The 23914-nt window shown below is 57.2% G+C and carries 19 protein-coding genes; 15 read left to right on the forward strand and 4 right to left on the reverse strand.

Going from position 1 to position 23914, the window contains the following annotated elements; genetic code table 11:
• The first annotated feature begins 1788 nt into the window (after positions 1 to 1788).
• Positions 1789 to 2316 carry a 2Fe-2S iron-sulfur cluster-binding protein gene (locus tag FJ543_RS32065; RefSeq protein ID WP_318013636.1) on the forward strand — a complete coding sequence of 176 codons (528 nt, stop codon included), beginning with the start codon at positions 1789 to 1791 and terminating at the stop codon, positions 2314 to 2316.
• A 518-nt stretch (positions 2317 to 2834) separates the two neighbouring features.
• Here FJ543_RS32065 and FJ543_RS29525 read toward each other — a convergent pair.
• The 3 genes from FJ543_RS29525 to FJ543_RS29535 all read right to left on the reverse strand — a co-directional run bounded on the left by FJ543_RS29525 (position 2835) and on the right by FJ543_RS29535 (position 4918).
• Positions 2835 to 3401, reverse strand: coding sequence for a DNA-binding protein (locus tag FJ543_RS29525; protein WP_064993320.1), 567 nt, complete (start codon positions 3399 to 3401; stop codon positions 2835 to 2837).
• Between the two features lies 1 nt (position 3402).
• A complete protein-coding gene (locus FJ543_RS29530) occupies positions 3403 to 3747 on the reverse strand; it encodes a hypothetical protein (RefSeq protein ID WP_064993321.1) in 345 nt (114 codons plus the stop codon).
• Between the two features lie 205 nt (positions 3748 to 3952).
• On the reverse strand, positions 3953 to 4918 hold the full coding sequence (locus tag FJ543_RS29535) for a LysR family transcriptional regulator (protein WP_064993322.1): 966 nt from the start codon (positions 4916 to 4918) through the stop codon (positions 3953 to 3955).
• A gap of 489 nt (positions 4919 to 5407) precedes the next feature.
• On the opposite strand from FJ543_RS29535, the gene FJ543_RS29540 reads away from it, so the two are divergent.
• The 14 genes from FJ543_RS29540 to FJ543_RS29610 all read left to right on the forward strand — a co-directional run bounded on the left by FJ543_RS29540 (position 5408) and on the right by FJ543_RS29610 (position 22405).
• Positions 5408 to 6679 carry a CapA family protein gene (locus tag FJ543_RS29540; RefSeq protein ID WP_064993323.1) on the forward strand — a complete coding sequence of 424 codons (1272 nt, stop codon included), beginning with the start codon at positions 5408 to 5410 and terminating at the stop codon, positions 6677 to 6679.
• A 132-nt stretch (positions 6680 to 6811) separates the two neighbouring features.
• Positions 6812 to 8257, forward strand: a complete 1446-nt coding sequence (locus FJ543_RS29550) for a M20 family metallopeptidase (RefSeq protein WP_064993324.1) — start codon at positions 6812 to 6814, stop codon at positions 8255 to 8257.
• A gap of 793 nt (positions 8258 to 9050) precedes the next feature.
• Positions 9051 to 10241, forward strand: a complete 1191-nt coding sequence (gene alr, locus FJ543_RS29555; RefSeq protein ID WP_224655959.1) for an alanine racemase — start codon at positions 9051 to 9053, stop codon at positions 10239 to 10241.
• 100 nt (positions 10242 to 10341) lie between these two features.
• Positions 10342 to 11154, forward strand: a complete 813-nt coding sequence (locus FJ543_RS29560; RefSeq protein WP_064993326.1) for an ABC transporter ATP-binding protein — start codon at positions 10342 to 10344, stop codon at positions 11152 to 11154.
• A 44-nt stretch (positions 11155 to 11198) separates the two neighbouring features.
• Positions 11199 to 11981 (forward strand): transporter substrate-binding domain-containing protein, encoded by a 783-nt coding sequence (locus FJ543_RS29565; protein ID WP_064993327.1) that lies wholly within the window; start codon positions 11199 to 11201, stop codon positions 11979 to 11981.
• Between the two features lie 173 nt (positions 11982 to 12154).
• Positions 12155 to 12868, forward strand: coding sequence for an ABC transporter permease (locus FJ543_RS29570; protein WP_198327675.1), 714 nt, complete (start codon positions 12155 to 12157; stop codon positions 12866 to 12868).
• Complete coding sequence (locus tag FJ543_RS29575) at positions 12868 to 13674, forward strand: ABC transporter permease (RefSeq protein ID WP_064993358.1); 807 nt, start codon at positions 12868 to 12870, stop codon at positions 13672 to 13674. Before FJ543_RS29570 ends, FJ543_RS29575 begins: the two co-directional genes overlap by 1 nt.
• Before the next feature lie 44 nt (positions 13675 to 13718).
• Positions 13719 to 14639: an arginase gene (rocF, locus tag FJ543_RS29580; RefSeq protein ID WP_064993328.1), complete on the forward strand. Its 921-nt coding sequence runs from the start codon at positions 13719 to 13721 to the stop codon at positions 14637 to 14639.
• A 3-nt stretch (positions 14640 to 14642) separates the two neighbouring features.
• Positions 14643 to 15716, forward strand: coding sequence for an ornithine cyclodeaminase (locus FJ543_RS29585; RefSeq protein ID WP_064993329.1), 1074 nt, complete (start codon positions 14643 to 14645; stop codon positions 15714 to 15716).
• The gene (locus FJ543_RS29590) at positions 15713 to 16699 is read left to right on the forward strand and encodes an arginine deiminase-related protein (protein WP_064993330.1); all 987 of its coding nucleotides are present in this window, start codon (positions 15713 to 15715) and stop codon (positions 16697 to 16699) included. The genes FJ543_RS29585 and FJ543_RS29590 overlap by 4 nt, the downstream gene beginning before the upstream one ends.
• Before the next feature lie 15 nt (positions 16700 to 16714).
• The gene (locus FJ543_RS29595; RefSeq protein WP_064993331.1) at positions 16715 to 17518 is read left to right on the forward strand and encodes an arginine deiminase family protein; all 804 of its coding nucleotides are present in this window, start codon (positions 16715 to 16717) and stop codon (positions 17516 to 17518) included.
• A gap of 469 nt (positions 17519 to 17987) precedes the next feature.
• A complete protein-coding gene (locus FJ543_RS29600) occupies positions 17988 to 18869 on the forward strand; it encodes a 50S ribosomal protein L11 methyltransferase (protein ID WP_064993332.1) in 882 nt (293 codons plus the stop codon).
• Between the two features lie 649 nt (positions 18870 to 19518).
• Complete coding sequence (locus FJ543_RS29605) at positions 19519 to 20550, forward strand: class I SAM-dependent methyltransferase (RefSeq protein ID WP_064993333.1); 1032 nt, start codon at positions 19519 to 19521, stop codon at positions 20548 to 20550.
• Positions 20551 to 20977: 427 nt separating this feature from the next.
• Positions 20978 to 22405 carry a hypothetical protein gene (locus FJ543_RS29610; protein WP_064993334.1) on the forward strand — a complete coding sequence of 476 codons (1428 nt, stop codon included), beginning with the start codon at positions 20978 to 20980 and terminating at the stop codon, positions 22403 to 22405.
• A gap of 471 nt (positions 22406 to 22876) precedes the next feature.
• Here the strand turns inward: FJ543_RS29610 and FJ543_RS29615 are convergent, their stop codons facing one another.
• Entirely contained in the window at positions 22877 to 23620 is a 744-nt protein-coding gene (locus FJ543_RS29615; RefSeq protein WP_064993335.1) for a class I SAM-dependent methyltransferase, read from the reverse strand.
• Positions 23621 to 23914 lie beyond the last annotated feature (294 nt).

Raw genomic sequence — 23914 nt, forward strand, 5'->3', positions numbered from 1 at the left:
TTTCAGGTTACCGTCGCGATCGCGGCGCTATTACGCTCTGAGCACGCACACTTCCGCGCGATGCGAAGGCAAACGATACGCTAACTGTCACGCCTGACGGAGTGAATCCGACCGCCATCAAGTATTCTCCAGCGTGCATGTGCAACACGGTGTTTGTTACTCTTTTTGCCGATGGCCCTCGCCTCGTCGCCGAGCCGGCTCTGTGCTCGTGGTCGCAACTTCAGGTCCCACGCCCTAGGCCAGCCAGGACGTCAGTGTCGGCTGTGGAACAATGTCGGGTTCGGATGGCATGGGCGGCCCACAACGGTTTAGTCAGAGGCTTTTTCTCTTGGCACACTTAGTGCGGCAGATGATCCACAAACGCTGCATGGATCCGCGATACAAGGAGAGCAATCGCAGGGACGAACATGAGAGGGATACATTGCGTGGCCCGCGCCTTCGATCCTGCAAAGCTGCATTTCACATCCTGGGCGGGCGACCGCACGTGGAGAGCAACATCGACGGTCAGCGTGTTTTCACGTGGGGAAGTCCGGGACGCGGTTCCAACTTATTTCGGCCTATGGGAATAGTGAGCCGATCTGCAGCCAGAGCCGAGGCGCAGCGACCGAGATCTAACAGGATCACTGCAAGTCGATGAGATCGTAGGATAATCAGGCACGGTTGAAGACACCAACTATTATAGGAGCATCGACAGCGCCGACCGGTATGCAGGCTTGCTTTCTGACTAGCGTCAGTTTGCTACTTTGAATGAGTCGCACACTAAAGCATCGTAGAGCTGGCCTAAGTCGCCTCAAGCCGATGCGCGCCGCAAACCATTATTGCTGTGCAGGTGTTTGCAGCCCTGTGCGATTGGGAGACCGCCTCGCCATGAAGTGGACCAGCTTACTTCTGCTGAGCACATTCAGGCTCGGACCTGTGTCCCGCAAGAAGAGGGTGGTTCGATCCGGCACTGACCCTAGGGCGGGGGGCTTGTTGAGCCGGTGCCGGACCGAACCGTCTAGGGCAACGCCGGCTATGTCGTGGGAAATTGTGGCTTCGGCGCGGCTAAACCGTGGCGGAAATGTGTCGACGATTCACCGTTTCCAACACGCGCGTTGAAAACGTGACTGGACGTTTCGGAAAGCGCCTAGCGCTGCTGGGTTTGGCGGGAGCTGTGCAGATGGGAGGCTATCCTGGCTGTGAAAATTAGTCGCCCGGTCAGTGTGGCCGGATTTCAGGAAGGGAAAAGCGCGCAAAGTCAATTCGGCGGGACGCGGGGCGACACACAATCGCAAGCCAGCAGGCGCGGCTCGGCTGCGAGGAGTTCGGCCATCTCCTTCTGAAGGCTCAACAGAGGACAGATCAGTCAGGACATGCGGATCCGAAGCAGAAGTCATGCGCTTCAATCTTGCGGCGTTAGAGACGCCCGCGATTTTCATGACCGGGCAAGGCCGCTTTCATGACCGGGCAAGGCCGCGCCGTTTGTCAGCGATGCCGGAATGTCGGGAGTACTAGGTGAGGCGAGCGCCGCTCGAGAAAATGGAAGCCGCCGCAGGTCATCAGTGCCTTCAAACCAGCTGGCGCGCTTTGACCAGTTCGGAAAGCGGCGCCAACAGCCAAGTCTTCTATCCGCCGGTACAGCGCCAGAACGCCGCCGGCACCTGTTACGCGGGCGTGGCGACGATCGCAGCAGTCGCAGTGGACACCGCCTCAGGGGGACGTGAAGCTCCTTTCGCATCATTCCATCCTCGAAGGCGGCACCAAATCGTGCCGGAACTCGTCTCGTGTCAGCTCCAAGGCAGCCTGGCCATGGGCGTCGGCCACGCCCTGCTCGAGGCTTTGCCGCTCTATGAGGACGGACCCGACCGGAACTGGAACCGGTATTGCCTGCCGCATGCCAGGGATGTCGGGGTCTGGACACAGACATCGGAGGTGCGACTTCCTGCACGAATATCTCAACCTTACGGGATCGCGGCTTGGCTGCGGCCAAGGCATCTGCCACGCGTGCGCGATCATTCTCGAGGACCCGGAAGGACGTTACCGTCAGATCCGCAGCTGCATCACCGCAGCGCATTTCTTCGATGGCAAGTCCGTCCGCACATAAGAAGGGCATGCCGAACGCGACGCGAATGGCGATGTCGTCCGGCTCTCCGCGATAAGGCCTTCGTCGAACGTTTTTCATTCCAGTGCGGCTATTGCACTCCGGGCTTTGTCACCGGTGCAACCGTGCTGGTTGAGCGTCTCAAAGAGAAGCCGGTCCACAGGGCGGATGTCGAAAGCACGATCGAGCAGGCGCTTGCGCCGTTGTCGTTGCACTGGTTAGGTCCGTTACCATGAGGCGGTCCGTCACGTGATCCTGAGCACGCCCGGCCTGGTACAGACTGAAATCCGGCGATGAAGCGTTCCTCGATTGGCCTGCGGCACGCATCTGGTCGACTTGCAGCGCCTGATCGGCTGCCGCACGGTTTGCAGAGTCAACGAATTCCCTCGAAGTGAGCAAAGCTCTTCCTTGGCTCAGTTCGTACGCACTTGAACCGCCTGTGTGACCCGTTCGATGGCACTAGCTCCTGTCAGCGAGAGGATTGGAGTTTCTGACCGAATTGTCTCTCGTCACATTGATTGGGAAGAACAGTTAAGATCGGCTATGGACAATCTGGACGCTTTGACCCATCCAAATTATGCTGCGGCCTGCCTGTCGATAACGAAAGTCTGGCATTGAGCTTTTGGAACGGACCAGGGCTGCCGCAGGTCTTCGAGCCGTCCTGCATGGGCGAATGGGAGTCCCGGGTCAGGCGACTGCGGAAGGTGGCCAAGTCATTGCCGCCTTCGCCCAGAAGCGCGGAAGGCGGCTATACTCAGATTGGCCGATACATCAAAACCCGACCCTTCGGAATTAACTGCAGCAAATAGTCGAAATCACTGACGTTGCCCGTTAGAACGGAAAATCCCATTTTCTGCGCATGCAGGAACAGCACGCAGTCTTGAAGCGCCCGAAGCTTGGAATCATGCTTGTAGCCCTGGAGGCGACACAGCATTCCTGAGAGAAGGGCGGCTCGGCCCAAGACATCGGGATCTGGTGCAAAAACCCGATGGGACGGCATGTCCTTGATCATGCTCCCGATCTGCTTGACAGCTTTACTCGTGCCCGAGTGTTTCGGATCAAGCACGCCTACAGTGTGCATCAGCTCCTGGATCGCTACGGTGCTATGGTTGACCTGCCTGACATCGAGGAGGTCGGCAACTGCGTCAGGCGCCCGGCCTTGCAAACCGTCGATATAGACGCAGGTGTCCAGCAGCAGTTCTTGCCCCGCCCCGCCGAGGTTGCCGATGATCGGCAGCTCCGTGTCGGGGCGGCGGCTCAAGGTTTTTTGAGGATCAAATCGCGACCACCTTAAGGCCGCACCAAAGTCGAAATCGGCCAATTCAGAATCCGAGCTTCAGCGTCGGATCCACAGTCCCCCGTGTTTTCCTGAAGGTCTCGGCGAAGTTGTCTTCCAGAGCCACATTGGCCAATGCAAATTCGACGAGCTCGGTATCAGACGTCAATCCGGTTCGAGCCTTGGCTTTCTTGATTAGATTAGCACTCACCCGCCCCGCAATCCTGCCGTCCTTCTCAGCGCGCAGGCCAGATTCTTCCGCCCTCTGCAGGACCGCGTTAATCCTGGCCAATCGACGCATCTGCAATTTCTCAGCCAGCTTGGGATGGGTTCTCGTCCGCTTGCCCACTGGCCCTTGGCCGCGACGCATCCGTACAGCTGTCTTCGTCATAGGGGTTCCCTCAGGTCCGTTTAACAAAAATGGATTCTAGACAACATAGCAGGCAAGGTGAATTTTTCAAATGCACCAAGACAAAGGGCGGTTGTTGGCACCCGGAATTGCGTGCTGAAGCTCTCCAAAAGGAGGGATGTCACGAAGTAGGGATGTCACCGCTGCAATCGACCGAAACAGCCACTCAGGTACAATTTTTCCGGCATTAGATGCTATGGGGGTGGAAAGCCGCTTTGGGCCCCTCACGCCCGAACGATTGTTCACGGTGGATCACCTCCACGAAAGTATCCACAATTGGCGACGTTTGCGAAATATTATCGCTGCCGCGGCGCCAAAATACCACGTAGTCGTATCTCGCTGACGGCTCAAAAGGAACGATTTTCACATCAAACATTTGATATTGCTGTGCAACAAATTCATTATCTATTGCAATACCTATACCATATGCGACAAAGGAAGCATCCAAGCCTATTGTGTCCGAATGAACCTTCGGCAATAAAGGAAGTTCTCTCCGCCCGTATGTCAATAGGCCCAATTTGTTAGAAGTGTATTCTCTCTCTAGAACGATAAGGGGCTCCCCTGAGAGGTCGTCAACAGTTATGATGTCCTTTTCAGCAAGGCGATGGTCGGGTTGCAACACGCAGACACTCTTGCTTTCGGCGACTATCTTCCACTCAAAGAAGCGTTCATCTAACGGCAGTCGGGAAATCCCGATATCGGCCTCTCCCGTCACAACGCTTTGTGCTATCTCGTCGTATCGCTGGGCCCTATAATGAAATTCTAGAGTCGAATCTAGATTATTTAGCGCAAGAATTATTTTGGGGATGAGTCTCAACGAGAATATATGCGGTGCGGCAATCGTCAGGAGGTTTCGCTTGGCGCTGAAAGAATCGGTGATTTCCCTCTCGATGTGGCCGAGGGTCTCAAAGTATCTGTCTATGCGGTTGTAAATTTCGATGGCGCGCGTGGTTGGAACAAGGCCGCGGGGATCTCGCGCAAAAAGCTTCTCACCAACAGCTTCTTCAAACAACTTGAGATGCTGGCTTACGGCCGACTGGGTAATCCCGAGTTCTCGGGCGGCCCGCCTCGTAGAACCGGTCCTCATGATCTCCCGAAAAATCTGAGCGGACCTGAACCCAGCCTTGCTGTTTCGGCCGGAAATCTCTTCCATTGCCTTTGTCCGAATTGGTGGCCGCAGGGCCAGAGCTCCGTTTGGCCGCTATATCAGTAAAATTAATAGGGTGTCACAAAAACTTAATAAATTGACCATTTTCCCGATTCTCCCCATCGTCTGGCGTAACAAAACCAGTGGATCAGACGCATCAGAGAGAACGCTGACATGACGCATGCAGCAACACCCATCCCCTGGCAGAGCGGATAGTTCACAATCGAACACAGGGGACACAGCTCTAAAAATTGCGGACTATAACGTTAGAAAAGCACATATGCGGCATTCGTATTTCCGTGCCTCTGGCAGGAACTGTTCCGACCCCAGCTCGGACGTTGCGCACCCGCAACCAACTACCCGCGCTTGTCGTAAATCCGCACGGCCGATCCTTACCGGATCAAGGAACTAGCCAACACTTTCTCCGCAGTCGATCGGTTGCCACAAAAAGTGGCCGCTAATGACATTTGCCCATACAGGGGTTGATACTCAATCATGCCTTCGCCGTTCACCCTCGCCCTCACCGGACAGTCCCTCATCTACCACGATATTCGGCATGTATCGGACGACGGCTTCGCCACGATCAAAGAACTGATCCGGCAAGCCGATGCCTCATTCACGAATTTAGAAACCACGATTCTCGGCCGGCATGGTGGGTGGCCGATGAAAGGCACCTATTTCCAGTGCTCTCCACCTGTCGTGTTGGATAATTTGAAGGATATTGGCTTTAGCGCACTGGCTCTTTCCAATAATCATGCGTTCGATCTTGGGCCCGCAGGAGTGCTTTCGACACTTGAGGAAGTAGACGAGCGTGAGTTTCTGCGTGCAGGAATTGGCGTTGACGCCAGTGACGCGAGCAAAGCCGGCATCAAGCAACTCGGCAAGAGGAAGGTCGCCCTCATCGCGATGGATGCCGGACCAGGGCCAGCCACAATGTACGCTGACAATGCGGCAGGTACCCGTCCCGCTCGACCGGGGGTGAACAAACTCGATGTCTCGCGGGTATTCGAGGTTGACGATGAGAAATTCGCGAACCTGCGTTCCATTCAGGAAACGTTTTTAAGCAACTCTATGGAGCGCGGAACCTACACGCAGCCGGACGATCCTCGCGAACTGACATCGTCCGATGAAATCGACTTTTACGGAACCATTTTTCGCCGATCCTCCGAGAACTGCCGAAGGATCATCTTCAACGAGCAAAGTTTACGAGGTCAGCTCGCCGCAATCCGGAAGGCCTCGTTGGCCGGTGCCTTTGTCATCGCCTATCTTCATCATCATCATTGGGAACCAGATTGGCGCGAGGTTCCCGAATGGGTTCAATTCTTCGCGCGATCCTGCATTGATGCGGGAGCGAATGCGTTCGCCAGCCACGGCGCACCGGTGCTGCAGCCGATCGAAATCTACCGCGGGGCTCCGATCTTCTACGGATTGGGAAATTTCCTGTTTCATCTACCCGAAGGTGAGGACGAATGGAGTTCACCAGATATCTGGAAAAGTATCGTCGCGACGTGCAGCTTCGATGGCAACAACCACTTGGAGTCAATCGACCTCGCTCCAATCGTGATTGGAGGGGAGCAGCGGCTGAGCAGCAACAGGTATCATGAGCGTCTTGTGCCCGTGCCCGCATCAAAAGAGCTGGCTGGTTCAATGCTCGAAGACCTATCTCGACGCTCGCAAAAGTATGGAACCGAAATAGTGCTGGAAGATGCTCGCGTTCTTCTGCCAAAAGCTAATTCCCGCAGCGTCGAGGTCGCCGCCAACAGGTAGCGTCGTCCATGCACGTCAACCTGGCCCGCATCCTGATGATCGTGTCGTATAGTGCCAATGCACTGATGACGGGGCGCCCCCTTACAGCCGAACGGTTCCAAATGCGCATTTGGACAATGAGGAGAACCGAACATGCATAACGATGGGCTGGGCGTCTATGAAATCGCCCGGCGCGTGGACACCAAGAGCGCCGACTACTGTGCGCTCAGCGACCGCATCTGGGCCATGCCGGAACTCGCCTTCGAGGAGCATCGCGCGGTCGCCGAGCAGATCGCCTTGCTGGAGCACGAGGGCTTTCGCATTACCAAAAAGCTCTGCGGCATGGCCACTGCCTTCGTGGCGGAACATGGAAGCGGTAGCCCAACAGTCGGTTTTCTGGGGGAGTTCGATGCGCTGCCGGCTCTCGGGCAAGTTTCGGGCATTACCGAGCGCATGCCTACCACGGAGGGCGCATCTGGGCATGGTTGCGGGCACAATCTTCTCGGTTCCGGATCTGCGCTCGCAGCCGTGGCCTTGAAGGATGCGCTTGCATCGGGCGCCATCGCGGGCACGGTGCGCTATTACGGCTGCCCGGCGGAAGAGAGCGGATCGGGCAAGACTTTCATGGCACGGGCCGGTCTCTTCGATGATCTCGATGCCGCCTTCTGCTGGCATCCAAACGTCGTCAACGAGGTGCAGTCCACCTCGTTTCTCGCGTGCATTCAGGCTAGCTTCCGCTTCACGGGTCAGGCGTCGCATGCGGCGGTTTCTCCCCATCTTGGCCGCAGCGCGCTCGACGCGGTGGAGCTGATGAATGTGGGCGTAAATTACATGCGCGAGCACATGGCCTCGGATGCGCGCGTCCACTATGCCGTTACGAATACGGGTGGCGATGCGCCGAACGTGGTACAGGCTTTTGCGGAATCACTCTACCTGGTGCGTTCGCCGCATTTGCCGGATGCAGAGCACCTGTTCCAGCGCGTCAAGAAGATCGCCGATGGCGCCGCGCTGATGACGGAAACCACCGTTGAGGTGCAGATCATGGATGCAAACTCGAACGTTCTGCCTAACAAAGTGCTGCAGGAGGTTATGTACGAAAACATGAGTCGCCTCGGCGGCCCGGGCTTCGACGATACGGATTATGCCTTCGCCGAACAACTGCGGAAGAACGCGTTTACGAACGAGGAGATTGTGGCGAGCGTTGCGCTCTACGACCGTTCGCTGGCGAGCCAGGTGCTGCATGACGGGCTACTTCCCATTCCTGCGCGCGAAGGGATGATGATGGGCAGCACTGACGTCGGCGACGTGAGCTGGATCGTGCCCACGGTTCAGTGCAGCACTGCCTGCTTCGCTATAGGTACGCCGTTCCACACTTGGCAGCTCGTCACGCAAGGGAATCTGCCAGCAGCCCATAAAGGAATGGTGCTCGCGGCGAAAGCAATGGCGACCACCGCGGCAGATTGCCTGCGCAATCCCGATCTTATCGCCCGGGCAAAAGCGGAATTGAAGGAGCGTACTGGCGGGCGACGCTACATTTGCCCAATTCCGCCCGAGATCACGGTCGACAACTTGCGCGGTAAGGCAGCGGCTTTTGCATAGGTGCAAGAAGACCTTACGCTCGGCGGCCTCGCTTGCAGAGTTTCATTATCTGGCGGACAACGCTCCGTCACAGTTGGGTTCATCAAGTTCCGCGAATGGCGTCGCAATGACATCGACTGTCTGCTGCGCCCCGGGGGTTAGCAGAACAGGGAACCGCAGCGCGTTCAAGCGATGAATGTCCCCAGGCCTTTCCTTCTCTGCGCTCGCGCAAATGGTCCGTATTGAAGTAGCGGTTCGCCTCGGCCACCTCTCATGAATTTCTCACCCCAGCTCTGCGCCAAGCTTCGAGTTTTTGGTTTTCCGCTTGGCGAACCACAGCGCTAGGCTAAGTCGTGCACATGCTATCCGTTGGGGCCGCACTTCCTGAACGCGCCCTGAGGGCCGGATGGCCGTCGGAGACCGCGAACTCGACATTGGCAAGTCCGCGCTGCTTGAGCCCTGTCGTGAACCCGCGCCTGTAATGGTGCTGTCACTCCCGTAGCCAGCTCGACCACCAGCACCTAGCGCAGCCCCCAGTCCATTCTGATCGCCCACAGCACCGCCTGGCTGGATGACCCGGCCAGGCGGGCCCGAAGCGCCGCGTCCATAATGAGGAACAAGCAAGGTGTCGGCAAGCCGTCGCTCAAAGATGCTTGCAGGCTGCTGATCAGGCCTGCCAGGCAGCAGCCCTGCATCGCGGAGCGTCATCCAGCCATTTGCCTGCCTCGTGTGTGTGGCCATATCAGTAAAATTAATAGGGTGTCACAAAAACTTAATAAATTGACGGTTTTGGCGATTCCTCGCATCGTTTCGCATGCAAACAAGCAATAAAAAGCGGTTGGGAAAAACGTCAGAACCTATGTGCGCGTTAACGTCTATTGCGACGGTGCAGAGCAAAAAGGCGGCGTCCCGGGAGGCCTGCTACGAGATCGACCTCGGCGCGATCAGGCACAATTACCGTCAGCTGCGTAGGCATCTTCCCCGGACAGTGAAGATTTTCGCCTGCTTAAAGCGCAATGGATATGGCTGTGGAGCGGGACCTGTCGCCCGCACACTGGCAACAGAGGGGGCTGACGGCTTTGCTGTCGCAACCTTGCCCGATGCTATGGCCATCCGGGAAATGGGCATCGATCTCCCGGTTTTGCTTTATCCCGGTCCCCTACCGACATCGGCGAAAACAATTGAAGCGCTCGGACTCACCGTTACCGTTTCCAGCCTCAATGAGCTGGAGTCCTGGCGCGCCGCCATGAGCGTCACCCGTATTTTCGTCAAGGCGGATCTCGGGTTCTTCAGGGCTGGGGCCACGCCGCAGGAGATAGGCCGGCTTCTCGCAGCCGCGCACGTCTGCAACGACGTTGAAGTACAGGGGCTCTACGCCCATCTCAGCGAGCTGCCCACATCAGTGACTTCGGATGCTAGCGAGCAATTTTCCCGCCTGCAGCGGATTCTACAGGATGCCGAGGCGTCCGGCACCCGTCCCCCGATCATTATGATGTCGAGTACTGCCGGTGTGCTTCGGCATCCCGCGATGGATCTCGATGCCGTCGATCCCGGGGCCCTGTTTATCGGTCTTCCCGAGACGGATCGACCCATGCGGGCCGTCACCCTGCGGCCGGCGCTCAAGGCCATTTCGACATGCCTCGTTTCCGTCAAGCGGATCGACGCTTCTCTCGGTCCTATACCAGACATACCCGGTTTTCGGTCGGGAATGACCATCGGCGTCCTAGGTATGGGGTGGGGGGATGGCCTTCCGCGTCACGTGCCAGCCCAGGCCGAGGCGCTGGTGAGGGGGCAGCGCGCGCGCCTGCTCCCTCCCGCGCATCTCGAGCACCTGCGCATCGATCTGACGGACGTGCCTGATGCAAGATTTGGCGACCAAGTGCTCCTGCTCGGACAGCAAGCGCACCAGACCATCACTCACGAGGAAGTCGCCGCTCAATGGGGCACGGACCTCATCGGTCTCTATGCCCAGCTCCGCGACCACATCCCGCGCGTCTATGTCTGAGACATTGGCGCAGAAATAGAGGAAACGAAATGAAGGCGCTCAGAACAGTGCTGTTGGTCTCGCCCTTTCATGTTGTGCTCGGCGATACAGGCGCACAGCAATGACGGCCACGATCATGGCAATTCCTCGCCACGCGGTGACGGACACGGCCGCGGAGGCGATCCATGTCGAGGACTTGCACAAGAAGTTTGGCGCCCTTCATGTGTTGAAGGGGGTCTCGCTATCTGCGCGCGACGGCGATGTGGTGGCGATTATCGGGGGCAGCGGCTCCGGCAAATCCACTTTACTTCGCTGCATCAACTGCCTGGAAAACCCCACCAGCGGCGTTATCAGGGTGAACGGCGAGGAAATACGTCTCAAGCCTGACGGAAATGGCAGCACCCTCCCGGCGGACCGAAAGCAGATTGAACGTGTACGTTCCCGGCTCGGCATGGTCTTTCAGAGCTTCAATCTCTGGACCCACATGACCTTGATCGAAAATGTGATCGAGGTTCCGGTCCATGTGCTTGGCGTCAAGCGTGAAATGGCGATCATCGAAGCCGAGAAACTGCTTGCGAGAGTGGGGCTTCTGGAAAAACGGCACGTATACCCGGCATTTTTATCCGGCGGACAGCAGCAGCGCGGCGCGATCGCGCGCGCTCTCGCGGTCCAGCCACGCGTGATGCTCTTCGACGAACCGACTTCATCACTCGATCCCGAACTCATCGGTGAGGTTCTGGGCGTAATCGGCGATTTGGCCCGCGAAGGTCGCACCATGATCCTGGTCACGCATGAAATGAAATTTGCCCGCGAGGTCGCGACCCGCGTGGTATTTCTCCACGAGGGCCGCGTCGAGGAAGAAGGGCCACCAGACGCAATCTTCGGATCTCCGAAATCGGAGCGGCTTCAACAATTCATCCGCAGAGTGGGCTAGCGCCTGAAAAACAGACTAAACCATCTGACTTATAGGGGAAAACAATGAGAATACTTTCCAAATTGACGGCCGCAGCGGCAATCTTCTGCGCATCTACTTTGATGGCGCAAGCTGAACAGGTGAAGGTCGGAATCGCGGCCGAGCCCTACCCTCCATTCTCGTCCCTGGACGCCTCTGGAAAATGGGTCGGCTGGGAAATTGAGATCATTGATGCGATCTGCGCCGAGGCAAAACTCGATTGTGTCATCACTCCGGTCGCCTGGGACGGGATCATTCCTTCCCTGACGTCAAAGAAAATCGATGTCATCATGAGTTCGATGTCAATCACAGAGAAGCGCAAGAAGACGATCGATTTCTCCGACAAGTACTATAGCGATAACGGGTACACGATTGCCGGTCCCAAGGGCGTTGCAGTGGATCCTACCCCTGAGGGCCTCAAGGGCAGGATCCTCGGTATTCAGGTCTCGACCAATGCCGAGGTCTATGCCAGCAAGCATTTCAAAGACAGCTTGGCCGAGATGAAGACGTACCAGACACAGGATGAGGCCAACCAGGACTTGGTCGCCGGCAGGATCGACGCCATTCTGGCTAGCCCGCTTACCATTGATCAATTCATGAAGACTGACCAGGGTAAGGCCTGCTGCGAGATAAAGGGCAAGGTTGCCAATGACCCCGAGATTTTCGCGCCGGGCGCGGGCGCGGGTCTGCGCAAGGGAGACACCATGCTCAAGGAAAAGATAAACGCCGCAATCAAGGGGATTCGCGCGAACGGGAAGTACAATGAAATTACGAAAAAGTACTTCTCATTCGACATTTACGGCGAATGACAGACGAAATTCTCCTGTTACGTAGACCCTCGAAATACTTCTGCCTGTTGAGTCGGAGGCAGGCGGCCTCCTTCGTCACGCACCAGTGAACGGCAGGCTCTTGGCGAGGGTCAATCCTCAAGGTGGAGGCGTTCTTGACCGATTCTGTCTTTTTGTCGCTGGCGCAGACCAGCATGTTCGAGTTGCTTGCACCTACGCCGCCTGGCTGGGGCGGAAATCTGGTTCGCGGATTCATTAATTCAATTGGGATCGGTGTCGGCGCATTCGCCTTGGGATTGGTTATTGGCATTGGCGGTGCTTTTGGCAAGCTTTACGGCGGACCTGTGCGCCGCGACTTGCTTCAAGTCTACACCACCCTCATCCGCGCGGTACCGGAACTTGTGCTAATTCTGCTTATCTATTTCGCGGTTCCGGACCTGATCAACCGCCTCCTGGAAACTCTCGGTTACGGACGGATCGACGTCAGCGGGCCGATGGCAGGCATCGTTGCGCTCGGCTTCGTACAGGGCGCGTACGCAACGGAGGTGCTGCGCGGCGCGATCCTCGCGGTGCCGCAAGGCCAAATCGAGGCCGGGCGAGCCTTTGGTATGAACCCAAGGATGCTGATGCGACGCATTACTCTGCCGGCGATGCTGCCCTTCGCGATCCCGGGTCTCGCAAATCTCTGGCTGGTTGCGTTCAAAGGCACAGCACTTCTGGCCGTTGTGGGCTTCAATGAACTGACTCTGGAAACACGGCAGGCTGCGGGCACTACAAAGGCCTATTTCACCTTCTTCATGGCCGCTGGCGTGCTTTATCTACTGCTCACTTTGATCTCCAACGTCCTCATCGGACGGGTCGAGCATTGGGCAAGGCGCGGCCGGCAGCCGATAGCGGAGAGCCGCTGATGGCCTATTTCACGACTGTTGCGGCAAACTGCCGCCCATTCGCACGGTTGGAGCCACACCGCGTCGTATTGATCGTGATCGGCCTTGTCTTGATCACCGCAGCAGCCGTCTTCATGCGTTGGGACTGGTTGGCCGACTACTACATGCTTGCGATTGCTGGTTTATGGCGTTCGATCTGGATCCTCATCGTGACCTGCGTCTTCGGCTTCGTTCTGGCATTGCCACTTGGGCTCGCTCAAGTAGTGGGCCCTAGTTGGCTCAGTCTTCCAGCGAAAGCTTTCTGCACCGTCATTCGAGGCACACCGTTGCTTCTGCAAATTTGGCTGCTCTATTACGGGCTTGGCTCGCTCTTCCCGCAATATCCATGGATTCGCGAATCCGATATCTGGCCTCTCGTTCGCCAGGCGTGGCCATACGCTGTACTGGCTCTAACGCTGTCCTTCGCAGGCTATGTAGGCGAGGTTATGCGCGGTGCTTTTGCCGGCGTGCCGAGCGGCCAGCTCGAGGCGGGACGCGCTTTCGGTATGAACCGCTGGAAGCTTTTTCGCCGGGTCTGGTTGCCGCAGGCAATCCACAAGGCGTTGCCCACGTTGGCCGGTGAAACAGTAATGCAACTCAAATCGACACCGCTCGTCGCTACTATCACGGTTGTCGACCTTTATGCAGTTTCAGCTCGCGTTCGCCAGGATACATTGGTGATATACGAGCCATTGCTTCTGCTTGCATTGACATACATGGTTCTCACGGGATTGCTCGTATGGATTTTCAGCCGTATCGAGGCTCGCATCCCGGTTCGAGTGGGGTGACGCGCCGAACCAGCGCGCTGCCAGCAGCAATAGGGAGCGGCGACATGCTGTGTAGGATCGTTGGCGCGGCGGTCCAGGACGGGGCCGGACGCATGGGCTGTGATATGGGACCGAGCGCGTTGCGCGCCGCGGGACTCGCGCAGGCGCTGACGGAACTCGGCCATGAAGTGGAGGACGCAGGGGCGGTCGCGCCCGGACCGCTTCCGCCCGTGGCGCATGAGAACCTCGGCCTGAAGGCGCTGCCGCAGGTCTCGGCGTGGACCGGAGCGATCGCCGAAGCTGCCTATGCGGCGAGCCGAGAAGCAATGCCGATCTTTCTCGGCGGCGATCACAGTATCTCTGCCGGCACGCTGTCCGGAGTTGCCCGTCGTGCCAAGGAGTTGGGCCGGCCGCTCTTCGTGCTTTGGCTGGATGCCCACCCGGACTTTCACACGCTCGACACTACGGTCAGCGGCAACTTGCACGGCGTCCCGCTCGCCTACGCCAGCGGGCAAAAAGGCTTTCACGGCTATTTCCCAGACCTGCCAGCTGCGGTCGATCCGGCGCGCATCTGCACGCTTGGTGTGCGCAGCGTCGATCCGGCCGAGCGTGAGGCGCTGAAACTCGCCGGGGTGACAGTCCACGACATGCGCATGATCGACGAGCACGGGATCGCTCCTCTGCTACGCGCTTTTCTCCAGCGCATCCTGGCTGAGGACGGCATGCTTCATGTCAGCCTGGACGTCGATTTCCTAGACCCGTCAATCGCCCCGGCCGTGGGCACGACCGTGCCGGGCGGGGCGACCTTCCGCGAGGCGCATCTGGTGATGGAGATGCTGCACGATTCCGGCCTCGTCACCAGCCTCGATCTCGTCGAGCTCAACCCCTTCCTCGACGAGCGCGGCCGCACCGCGATCCTGATGGTCGACCTCACCGCCAGTCTAATGGGCCGCCGCATCATGGACCGCCCGACAAGGAACCACTGAACCATGCCCGAGAAGCTAAACATCGTTCCCTTCGTGAGCGTGGACAATATGATGAAGCTGGTTCTGACGATCGGCGTGGAGCGCTTCCTGACCGACCTCGCCGGCTATATCGAGGAAGACTTCGGCCGCTGGGAGCTGTTCGACAAGACGCCGCGTGTGGCGTCCCACAGCGTGGACGGCGTCATCGAGCTGATGCCGACGAGCGACGGCGAAACCTACGGCTTCAAATATGTCAACGGCCATCCCAAGAACACGCGCTCCGGCCGCCAGACCGTCACCGCCTTCGGCGTTCTGGCCGATGTCGGAAGCGGCTATCCAATGCTGCTCACGGAGATGACCATCCTCACCGCGCTCCGCACCGCGGCCATGTCGGCGGTCGCGGCGAAGCATCTCGCGCCGAAGGGCGTTCGCACCATGGCGATCATCGGCAACGGCGCACAGTCCGAGTTCCAGGCGATCGCCTTCAAGGCCATCGTCGGCGTCGATCGACTGCGCCTCTACGACGTCGATCCTGCTGCCACGCGCCGCTGCGCGAAGAACCTCGCCGGCATCGGCCTGGACATCACCGCCTGCGCCTCCTCGCAGGAGGCCGTGGAAGGCGCCGATATCATTACCACCGTCACCGCCGACAAGCAGTGTGCCACCATCCTTACAGACAACATGGTTGGCCCCGGCGTCCACATCAACGCGGTCGGCGGCGACTGTCCAGGCAAGACCGAACTGCACCGCGACATTCTTCTGCGCTCCGACATCTTCGTGGAATACGCCCCACAGACCCGCATCGAAGGCGAAATCCAACAGCTCGCGCCCGAGCACTTGGTGGTCGAGCTCTGGCAGGTGATCGCCGGCAACGAGCCCGGCCGCCGCGACGAGCGCCAAATCACTTTGTTCGATTCCGTGGGCTTCGCGATCGAGGATTTTTCGGCCCTGCGCTATGTGCGCGACCGCCTCAAGGACACCGGACTCTACGAAGAACTCGATCTCCTCGCCGACCCGGATGAACCCCGCGACTTGTACGGCATGATCCTGCGCGCCGCCCAACCGGCTCCAGTGCGGCTGAGCGGTGCATTGGGATGAGCAAAGTATCCATGCAGGCGCCGAGGGCCGTCGTGATGATCCGCCCTCATCACTTCACGCCGAATCCGGTCACTGCGGCAGACAATACGTTCCAGGTGCGCGATGAAACGCGGAAGCCGGATGATCTGGTCGCTCTGGCATATCAAGAAGCCACGCGTATGGCGGACGGCCTCGCTGAGGCCGGGATCACTGTCCACCTCTATGAGGATGAGTCGGCCGCAACACCCGACTCCGTCTTTCCGAACAACTGGTTTTCGACCCATTCTGGCGGGCATGTCGCGATCTATCCGATGTACTCGGAGAATCGAAGGCAAGAGCGCCGGACCGACATCATCGAGATGCTCAAGGCTGAGTACCGGGTTCAGGATGTCATCGATTATTCCGGCCTCGAGAAGGACGGGGTCTTCCTCGAAGGGACCGGTGCGATGGTGCTCGACCACATTGCCCGTGTCGCCTACGTGGTGCGTTCCAACAGGGCAAACGAGGTTGCGCTCGAACGGTTCTGCACGCACTTCAATTTCGAGCCAATGATCTTTGACGCAGTCGATCGCAGCGGCAAGGCGGTCTATCACACCAATGTCCTGATGTGCGTCGGCACCGATTTCGCGTTGTTAGGGGCGCAGTCGATCCCTGATCCCTGGCGGCGGCGGGAAGTCGTCGCGAGGTTGGAGGAAACCGGTCGTCAGATCGTGGAGCTTTCGATCGAGCAGATCGAAGACTTCGCCGGCAATGCCATTGAACTGGAGGGCACGGATGGTCGCATTGTTGCCATTTCCGGGCGAGCACATGCGGCGCTGCAGGCGAAGCAGATATCGGCAATCGAGCAGTCCGCGCGACTATTGCCGTTCGATGTCTCGACAATCGAACTCGCGGGTGGATCGGTCCGGTGCATGCTTGCAGGGATTCACCTGTCGAAGCGCAGGGCGCAGCCCGCACAGACGTCATTCACCGCCCAAGCAAGCCGCACAGCGAAACACTACTGACAAATAGGATTGGAAATGTCGCAAACCAGATCGGTCTATCAGTTCAACTCGGCAATCGTTCGCGAACCCTCGATCTCGGTCGTCAACGGCCTACGCGCCGATGATCGGGGCGGTCCTACCTATGAAGGCGTCAAGGGCGAGCACGACGCATACGTTGCGGCCTTGCGGCATGCAGGTGTCGAAGTGAGCGTCCTGCCGTCTCTTGAGGCCTTTCCAGACTCCCTGTTTGTCGAAGACCCGGCGCTCGTTTTCACCGGGGGCGCCATCCTGCTCCGTCCCGGCACGCCAAGCCGGGTCGCCGAGACCGCGGAGATCGCGCCGATCCTGCGCGATATGTTCGACACCGTGCTAGAACTCCCTACCCCGGGACAAGCGGACGGCGGGGATATCATGTACACCCCAAATAGCGTCCTGATAGGCCTTTCCGATCGCACCGACAAGGCCGGGGCAGAGGCCCTTGTCTCCTGTATCGAGCAACTCGGCGGGAAGGCCCAGATTGCCGAGACTCCGAAAGGCGTTCTGCATTTCAAGACGGCCTCCTCGCTGCTCGACGATGAAACCGTGATTTCGACCGCTGCCCTCGCGAAGGCTTCCGTATTCAAGGAATTCCGCCAGTTCATCGTCCCGGAAGGCGAAGAGCCTGCGGCGAACGTGCTGCGCGTCAACGACATCGTCATGGTCAGCGCGGGCTACCCGCGCACGATTGAGATGCTCGAAAAGGCGAGTTACAAGGTCGTGCCTCTGAAGACCGCCGAGATCGAGAGGATCGATGCCGGGCTTTCCTGTATGTCGCTGCGCTGGTACCGGGATTGCAGGTAGGTCATTCAACCCCCCTTGTTACCCCAGACGTCTAGACGACAAACAGAACTCGTGCTTTCCCCTCGATCGTGATTGTCGCGCCGCCACGCTTTCTCTCCGGGTAAAGCGACGGAGTATTCGGCGACACGCTCGAGGCTCGGGGCGACTACCAGCTAAGGAACTCAGGCCGAAAGATGACCGTGTCGGGGATTCGACAAATCGGCACTGAGTTCAGGTACCCGGCGCATTCCCAAAACTGGTGCAGACTCACGCACTCTTTGTAGGCGACGGAATTGGCAGGCCGGGTCTCTAGCGCTTGCGTGCCTTGGCACCATTCTTGCTGCTTCCCCTTCGCAAGCTGCAACACTCATTCGCTCGTCTCAGAGGATTGACAGGCAGCCCTACAATGCGCGCGACGCCCTCGATCGCTGTTCGCGATGAGATCGTTGGCTTTTATTCACCCACCATAGGGGTTTAGAGGGTATTAAAAATGCACGAAATCCCATCCCGCGCTCACGCAGATTCCCAGGTTCCCAACTGGCATTTCAGAATGATGCGCGACTCCGCACGAAATGCAGCAATAGAGGCGGCCATTGCATCCTGTAATCTCAGAGGAAAGACCGTCGTGGAAATCGGGACCGGGGCTGGCCTTCCGGCGATGCTCTTCGCCAGGCATGGCGCCCGAAAGGTATTCACATGCGAGATGGATGAGCGAATTGCTGAGGCGGCGCGGGAGATTATCCGGAACAACGATTTGCAGGATCGCATCGCGGTGATTGCAAAGTCCTCAAGGCAAGCAATTCTGGACGGCGACCTTCCTTCGGCGCCTGACATAATTTTTACGGAAACATTGGATTCTGGGGTAGTTGGTGAGGGATATGAATCGATAGCGGAAGACATCCGCCAAATCGCCAGTCCTGCTACAGTAGTGATGCCATATCGGATTCAGCAATTCGGGTTCCTCTGCACCGACGTGCAAGCCTTTGAGGAAAATTCCGTCTTTAACCAATGCGGATTTGATCTTTCGGGATTTAACCTGTTTGCTGAACGTTCATATTTCTCGGTGATCCAGACGCTACACGATCCGGTATGTCTCTCGCCAACCGTGCTTTTCAGGAGCTATGATTATCTAGACCCAAGCGCTCTGGACCCGGTAGAACACCAAGTTACCGTTCACAGTTCTGGCCTCTGCCATGGAATGACCTCATATTTTGTCGCCCAATTTGGGAAATTTCTCATCTCTTCTAGGGAGCGGAAGAGTCATTGGCGAACGGCTTTTCACCCTCTACGAGTACCTATGCCGGTCGAATCTGGGCGGAGATATTATTTGAGAGGCGATAAATCTGGGTCGATCGATTTGGTTTCGACATGAAGTTCAGGGCAAGCGACAAGCGGCTCTTGGTTCATGTGTGAAGGTTCTGCTGACAGGGCGGCTGCAGGGGGGCTGGTGATGCTAACGTTACCTGATCCCCCGTGAGCACAGGCCATCACGATCCAGTATTGAATATACGACCTCTGACCGGACCTTTTACCGGGCAGACTCGGCTACCGCTCCGCCTGTTTGGGTCGCATGCTGATAACGGGTCAACATGCTGGGATTGTCGGCGATGCAGGCGCCGGTCGCTTCTCCGGTGTCGAGCTCAATCAGTGCTTCAACGCGGAGGATGCTGACGCGGGAGATCAAAGCGATCACCCCATGTTGGCGACAACGTGATCATTGCCCGGGACCGGCAAGCTCGACCAGGCGATACCGGTCAACGCGTGAGTAACTCATGTGCACATCCAATTTTGAGGTCTGCGGACTAAGTCTAACACTCCTTGCGCAGATTGTTAATTAATGTCCAGAGTGTGTTGTTTCCAAGTCGCGACCTATATTTGATTTTAGCTTAACTTTTACATTAGTACTTATTGTGATGTGATATAACTATGGCGAAGCCGGCCTGCCTCGGATGCGTCTAGTGACGGAGCCATGCGCGAAGTACCGGAGCTGTGCGTCGAACAATTCACTTGGGAAGAGCGGAATGGAACAGCGGGTGGGAGACTTTTTCAAGGACTGCGATAAGGCACCACGATTGAATGAAATGGCCGATTTCTTTTCGGCGACCGCAGCAGGGCGATCAGGAGCCCCGATCAAAGTTCCGAGCGTTGATGCGCGCCTTTTCCAAGGGGATGCGTCGCTGCAAAGCTTCACCGGCGCGCATCGCCAGATCTGGGGCCGCTTCGACCCTCACTATCATGCCAGCATTCCTTATCGTCTTGAGGAGGAGGTTCGAGTTGGCGATGCCTTCTTGCGATATGCAGACGCTATCGCGGATGAGACCCTCCCGGCTCGGTTCTATCTGCTGGGGGCCGCCGAAGGCACACTCGCTCGAACGCTTGCCCAGCTGGGTAACGGCAAGATTCAGACCCTTTCATGCAGTCCCAATAAGGAAAACGAGGAAAGCTTCTTTCTGCACGGACGGCCCGCGCATGCAACATTCTTCCTCGGCCCATTTCATCACTTGACCCGGAGCCGAATGGTTGGGACGTTGGCGCTCAGGCACTTTGCCGACGGATTCGACATCATCTTGGAGGACACCACATTTCAAATGTATTCGCCCAATCGAAAGGCGCAGATTGGCTTTGTGAAACGTCACTTGAAAGACGGTGGGATATTCTTCTTCTTCGAAAAATTTCGGCAAGACGACGACATCTCATACTTGAGCCGGGAGCTCCAGAAAGACTACGGATATAAAGCGCGCTTCTTCACTCAGGATGATATCAAAAAGAAAACTGAATCCATTCTTAAGCAAATGAACCTCAATGAGACGACGCTATCTGAAATGTCAGAGTCGGTGGCCGCGCACTTCAAATACGGATGCGTGACATGGAATTCTGGCAATTTCTACACACTTGCCGCTAGCAACAACGCGGACAATCTTCGGCGTGTAATTTCGGCGATGGCCCCACCCTGCATTCCAAATGAATACGTCTATACAGAAACCCCGGCTTCGCTGCCGGGATTGGCCTTCGAACCCCCGCCGTTCCGCCGCCTGGCAGCGTCCGGAAGCTGAGCGAAGCCGGCCAACGACCAACGCGTCCTAAAATGCCATTGTTACGACCAGTACATTCTTGGCCAGTGGCTTGCCTCCAATATCGGCAGGTACTCGTATTTCATGTCCGCGACATGGCTCGCGCTTCTTGAAACCAACAGCGTACAGACAGTCACCTCATTACTTTGTCGGGAAGGATGATCCAATTGTTACCAGCGGCGCAGTCGGCTTTATTGCGGTTCCCGTCGATCGGCCAGCGCGCATCCAAACCCTTGCAACGGGGTTTGGATTGGTTGTGTATGGTTTGACTGCACTTGCCGGCGATACGCTGTTGCCCTCGGCCGGGCTCCCGTATTTCGGAGTTGTCATCGTCGTGGTTTGGACAGTCGGTATTCTCATCTGTCCACCAAGCAAAACGGTAGCCCAACAGCCCACCGGATGACGTGTTATGAAATCGCCATCTCCAAAACCCGTCGCTGAAGCATTGGTTTGGCTTATGCCACACATCTCGCGTTACTCGACGCTTCCGACACGTGCGTATGCGCATGCCGCTTATGACGCTAAGCCCGCCGCCGCCGATCCTGTCCGTATGCATGCTCTAGAGCAGATGGAGTTACGACTTGCAGATTGTGCCTCTCGTCTGGGCTATGGGCATCAGCAGATTGAAAAACTCGGTGCACAGCTTCGAAGCCGACCGGTCATTCAGACCGGCCCACACTGTTACCTGGCTTTTGAACCCGATGCGTTCTACACGCATATCTTTAGTGCCATGGGGCTGCGCTCCCATAAAGACAGCTGGTATGTGACTCATTCGAGTTCAACTGTAAAATTCCAAGAAAGCGACAAGAAAGGCCCCGGTTGGCTGCGGCTTGGAGGTCAGCACTTCAATCTCTTCGGGCTGTCAAACAGAAAAATGGGTCGACTCAGTGTTTGCGGACGTCATGCGCCGCAGCGCTTTGCTCTGACGAGCGCCAAACAGACGAGGATCGCGAGCCAACTGGCCGCGCAATTGAAAAGAGCCCTGCCCGATGATGAGTTTCTCTCGGCCGCCGATGCTATCAAGACAGCCAATCAGAGCCTCTGGCGCCGTTTCTTCGCATCGGATCTACAGTTGTTGCAGTTCGATGATTTGGACGTGGGCGACCTAGTCGCCCAGCATCTTCGCGACCCGTCATCGTGGCTTTCGTCAACGCTGTTTGGACCAAGCTCTTTTGCGAAGAGGCTGCTCAATCATTTCGTGTCGTTTGATTGCGGCCAATGGGCCGGCTGGGCAAAGACGACAACCGACTTCTTTTGGCATTTTTTAGGGGGGCGCATATTTCCCCTGCGGCTGCGCGATGGCCTGTTTTTGAACGAAAGCGGGACCTTCTCTGTACAGTGCGCACCTGACGCGCTTCTCCAATCGTTGAACGAGCATGAAATCATACCCAGTATGCTCCTGTCATTCTTTGTAACATCGATACTCCCTGGAGTGCGGGTGCTCGGCGGCAGTCGCCAGATCGTTTACTATCCGATTATGCGCTATGCCTTGCTGTCTACTCTCTCTGAGTTTCCGTCACCTGCAAATAGTAGCTTGTCCGTCTCGCTGGGGTCTGACCAAGAGCCGAGTCTGTGGGGGCATCGCACGATCTCGCCGGGTCGAATCGATCCGTTCAGTCTTATGACCCAGCTTGGCTGCGATTTTGGGCGGTTAATCGACTGCTATGGCGAGATACCTTTGAGGGAGGCATGGGGCAGCTTGCCAGCATTCGCCGGCGATCCCCTCTGGCAAACGTTGTGCAAACGGCTTGCAAAGGAAACAGCATTGGAGGATCGCCCCATTTGGCTCGCTGGCGCTCAGCAGCCAGAACAGGATGTAATTGGACCCTCCCGTTGATCTGTGAGCGCGAAGCTGACGCCGTTCAGATTTGGTCATTTCACTGAAGGCATGGACATCGCTGTTGGGCCTTCCATCGCCGATGCGCTTTGAAGACCTGTGCGAGCCATGCGTGCGCATTGGCGATTGCCGACGGCCGAATTATGCTGACAGCACTTTCCGATCGAAGTGGCCTTCGGCGTCAGGTGGTCAAGTGCTTGCAGGAAGCCAGCGAGGTCGTTCGGCGCGCGATCGAGTTGTTAAGGCATCGGAGTTCGTGAGCCGCGCTTGTTCGCTGATGCACGTTCGCGCTTCGCGCTGCTGACTCCTACAGACCATATTGCGAATAGGTAGAACCGATCATAGACTCTTATGCCGCCAAGCTCGCTTGTTCCGCTCACATCAACCTCACGGTCGTTTCAATGAGGCTCTGCCAGGCTTTATCACCCGCCCGGGGGGGGGTTGCCTTACATTAGTTGGAGATAACTCATTTTATAGACCGGTCGTCGCTCGGCGGTAAACAGAGATATGACGTTTGGACTGTTCGGTGAACGCACCTCCTGCCCAATCTCCCCAACGCTCCGCCAGCTTGAGCCCTACGCATTCGGCCATGGTATCGAGTTCCTGATGATAGACGTAACGAACGCGATTGGGCAATCGTTTGACCGACGTACCAGAAAACCAGAGGAGGGTTGAGACCAATTTTTGGGTTAGCGGATCGTGCACATCAGCAGCGATGATCGTATTCTCATGATCCACAACGAGCGTGGAAATTTTCTGGCCGTTGACGAAACCATCCAAGGGCGGCACGCCTACATCTATCACCAAATTCCCTCCATCATCTAACGCCTCCACGGCAGATCGGAGGCAAGCTATTTGCGCTTCGCGCGTGACGGCCTGCGTGAATGTATTCCAAACGCAATACACCAAGTTGTAGCGGTGCTCCGATCTAAATCTTGAAATATCTGCCTTCCAAAACTTAATCAGGCCAGTACGCTTGGCGAGAAGGTTCAACATGCTGTCCGAATTGTCGATACCTTCGACCTTGACGCCTCGCTCGCTCAACGGCACCGCCACGCGTCCGTCGCCAATGCCGAGTTCAAGAGCACTCCCTCCGCTGGAAAATCGCTGAAGAAAGGCGACAGTCTCGCCGACCTCATCATTCTTACCTCGCAGCAATGTAAGTAGCTCATACATTGCCGACCAATTTTCGTCGTAGATGAATTCGTCAGCCATTTCTCCTCCTGTGAGATTGATTTAAAGATTTTAGCAATTACTTCGTATGCAATCGGCTCGGAAATAACGCCGCTCGTTCCGCAACAGGAAATGGTCGAAGGGTGTCGCTCTGGTCGGGCTCCGGACATCGAACGGCTCCGTTGCGGAATGAACGCCGATTCAAAATGCAAGAGCCAAGCCAATTCAAAGAGTCGGTTTAGTTCACTATATTGGCTCTTAGTCTCCGCTTCTGTCTGTTTGCAACGACACGGCTTTGTCAGGGTTCCGACAAAAGATCAGACGATTCTGGTCGCG

This window comes from Mesorhizobium sp. B2-5-7, from assembly GCF_006440875.1.
Classification (GTDB): domain Bacteria; phylum Pseudomonadota; class Alphaproteobacteria; order Rhizobiales; family Rhizobiaceae; genus Mesorhizobium; species Mesorhizobium australicum.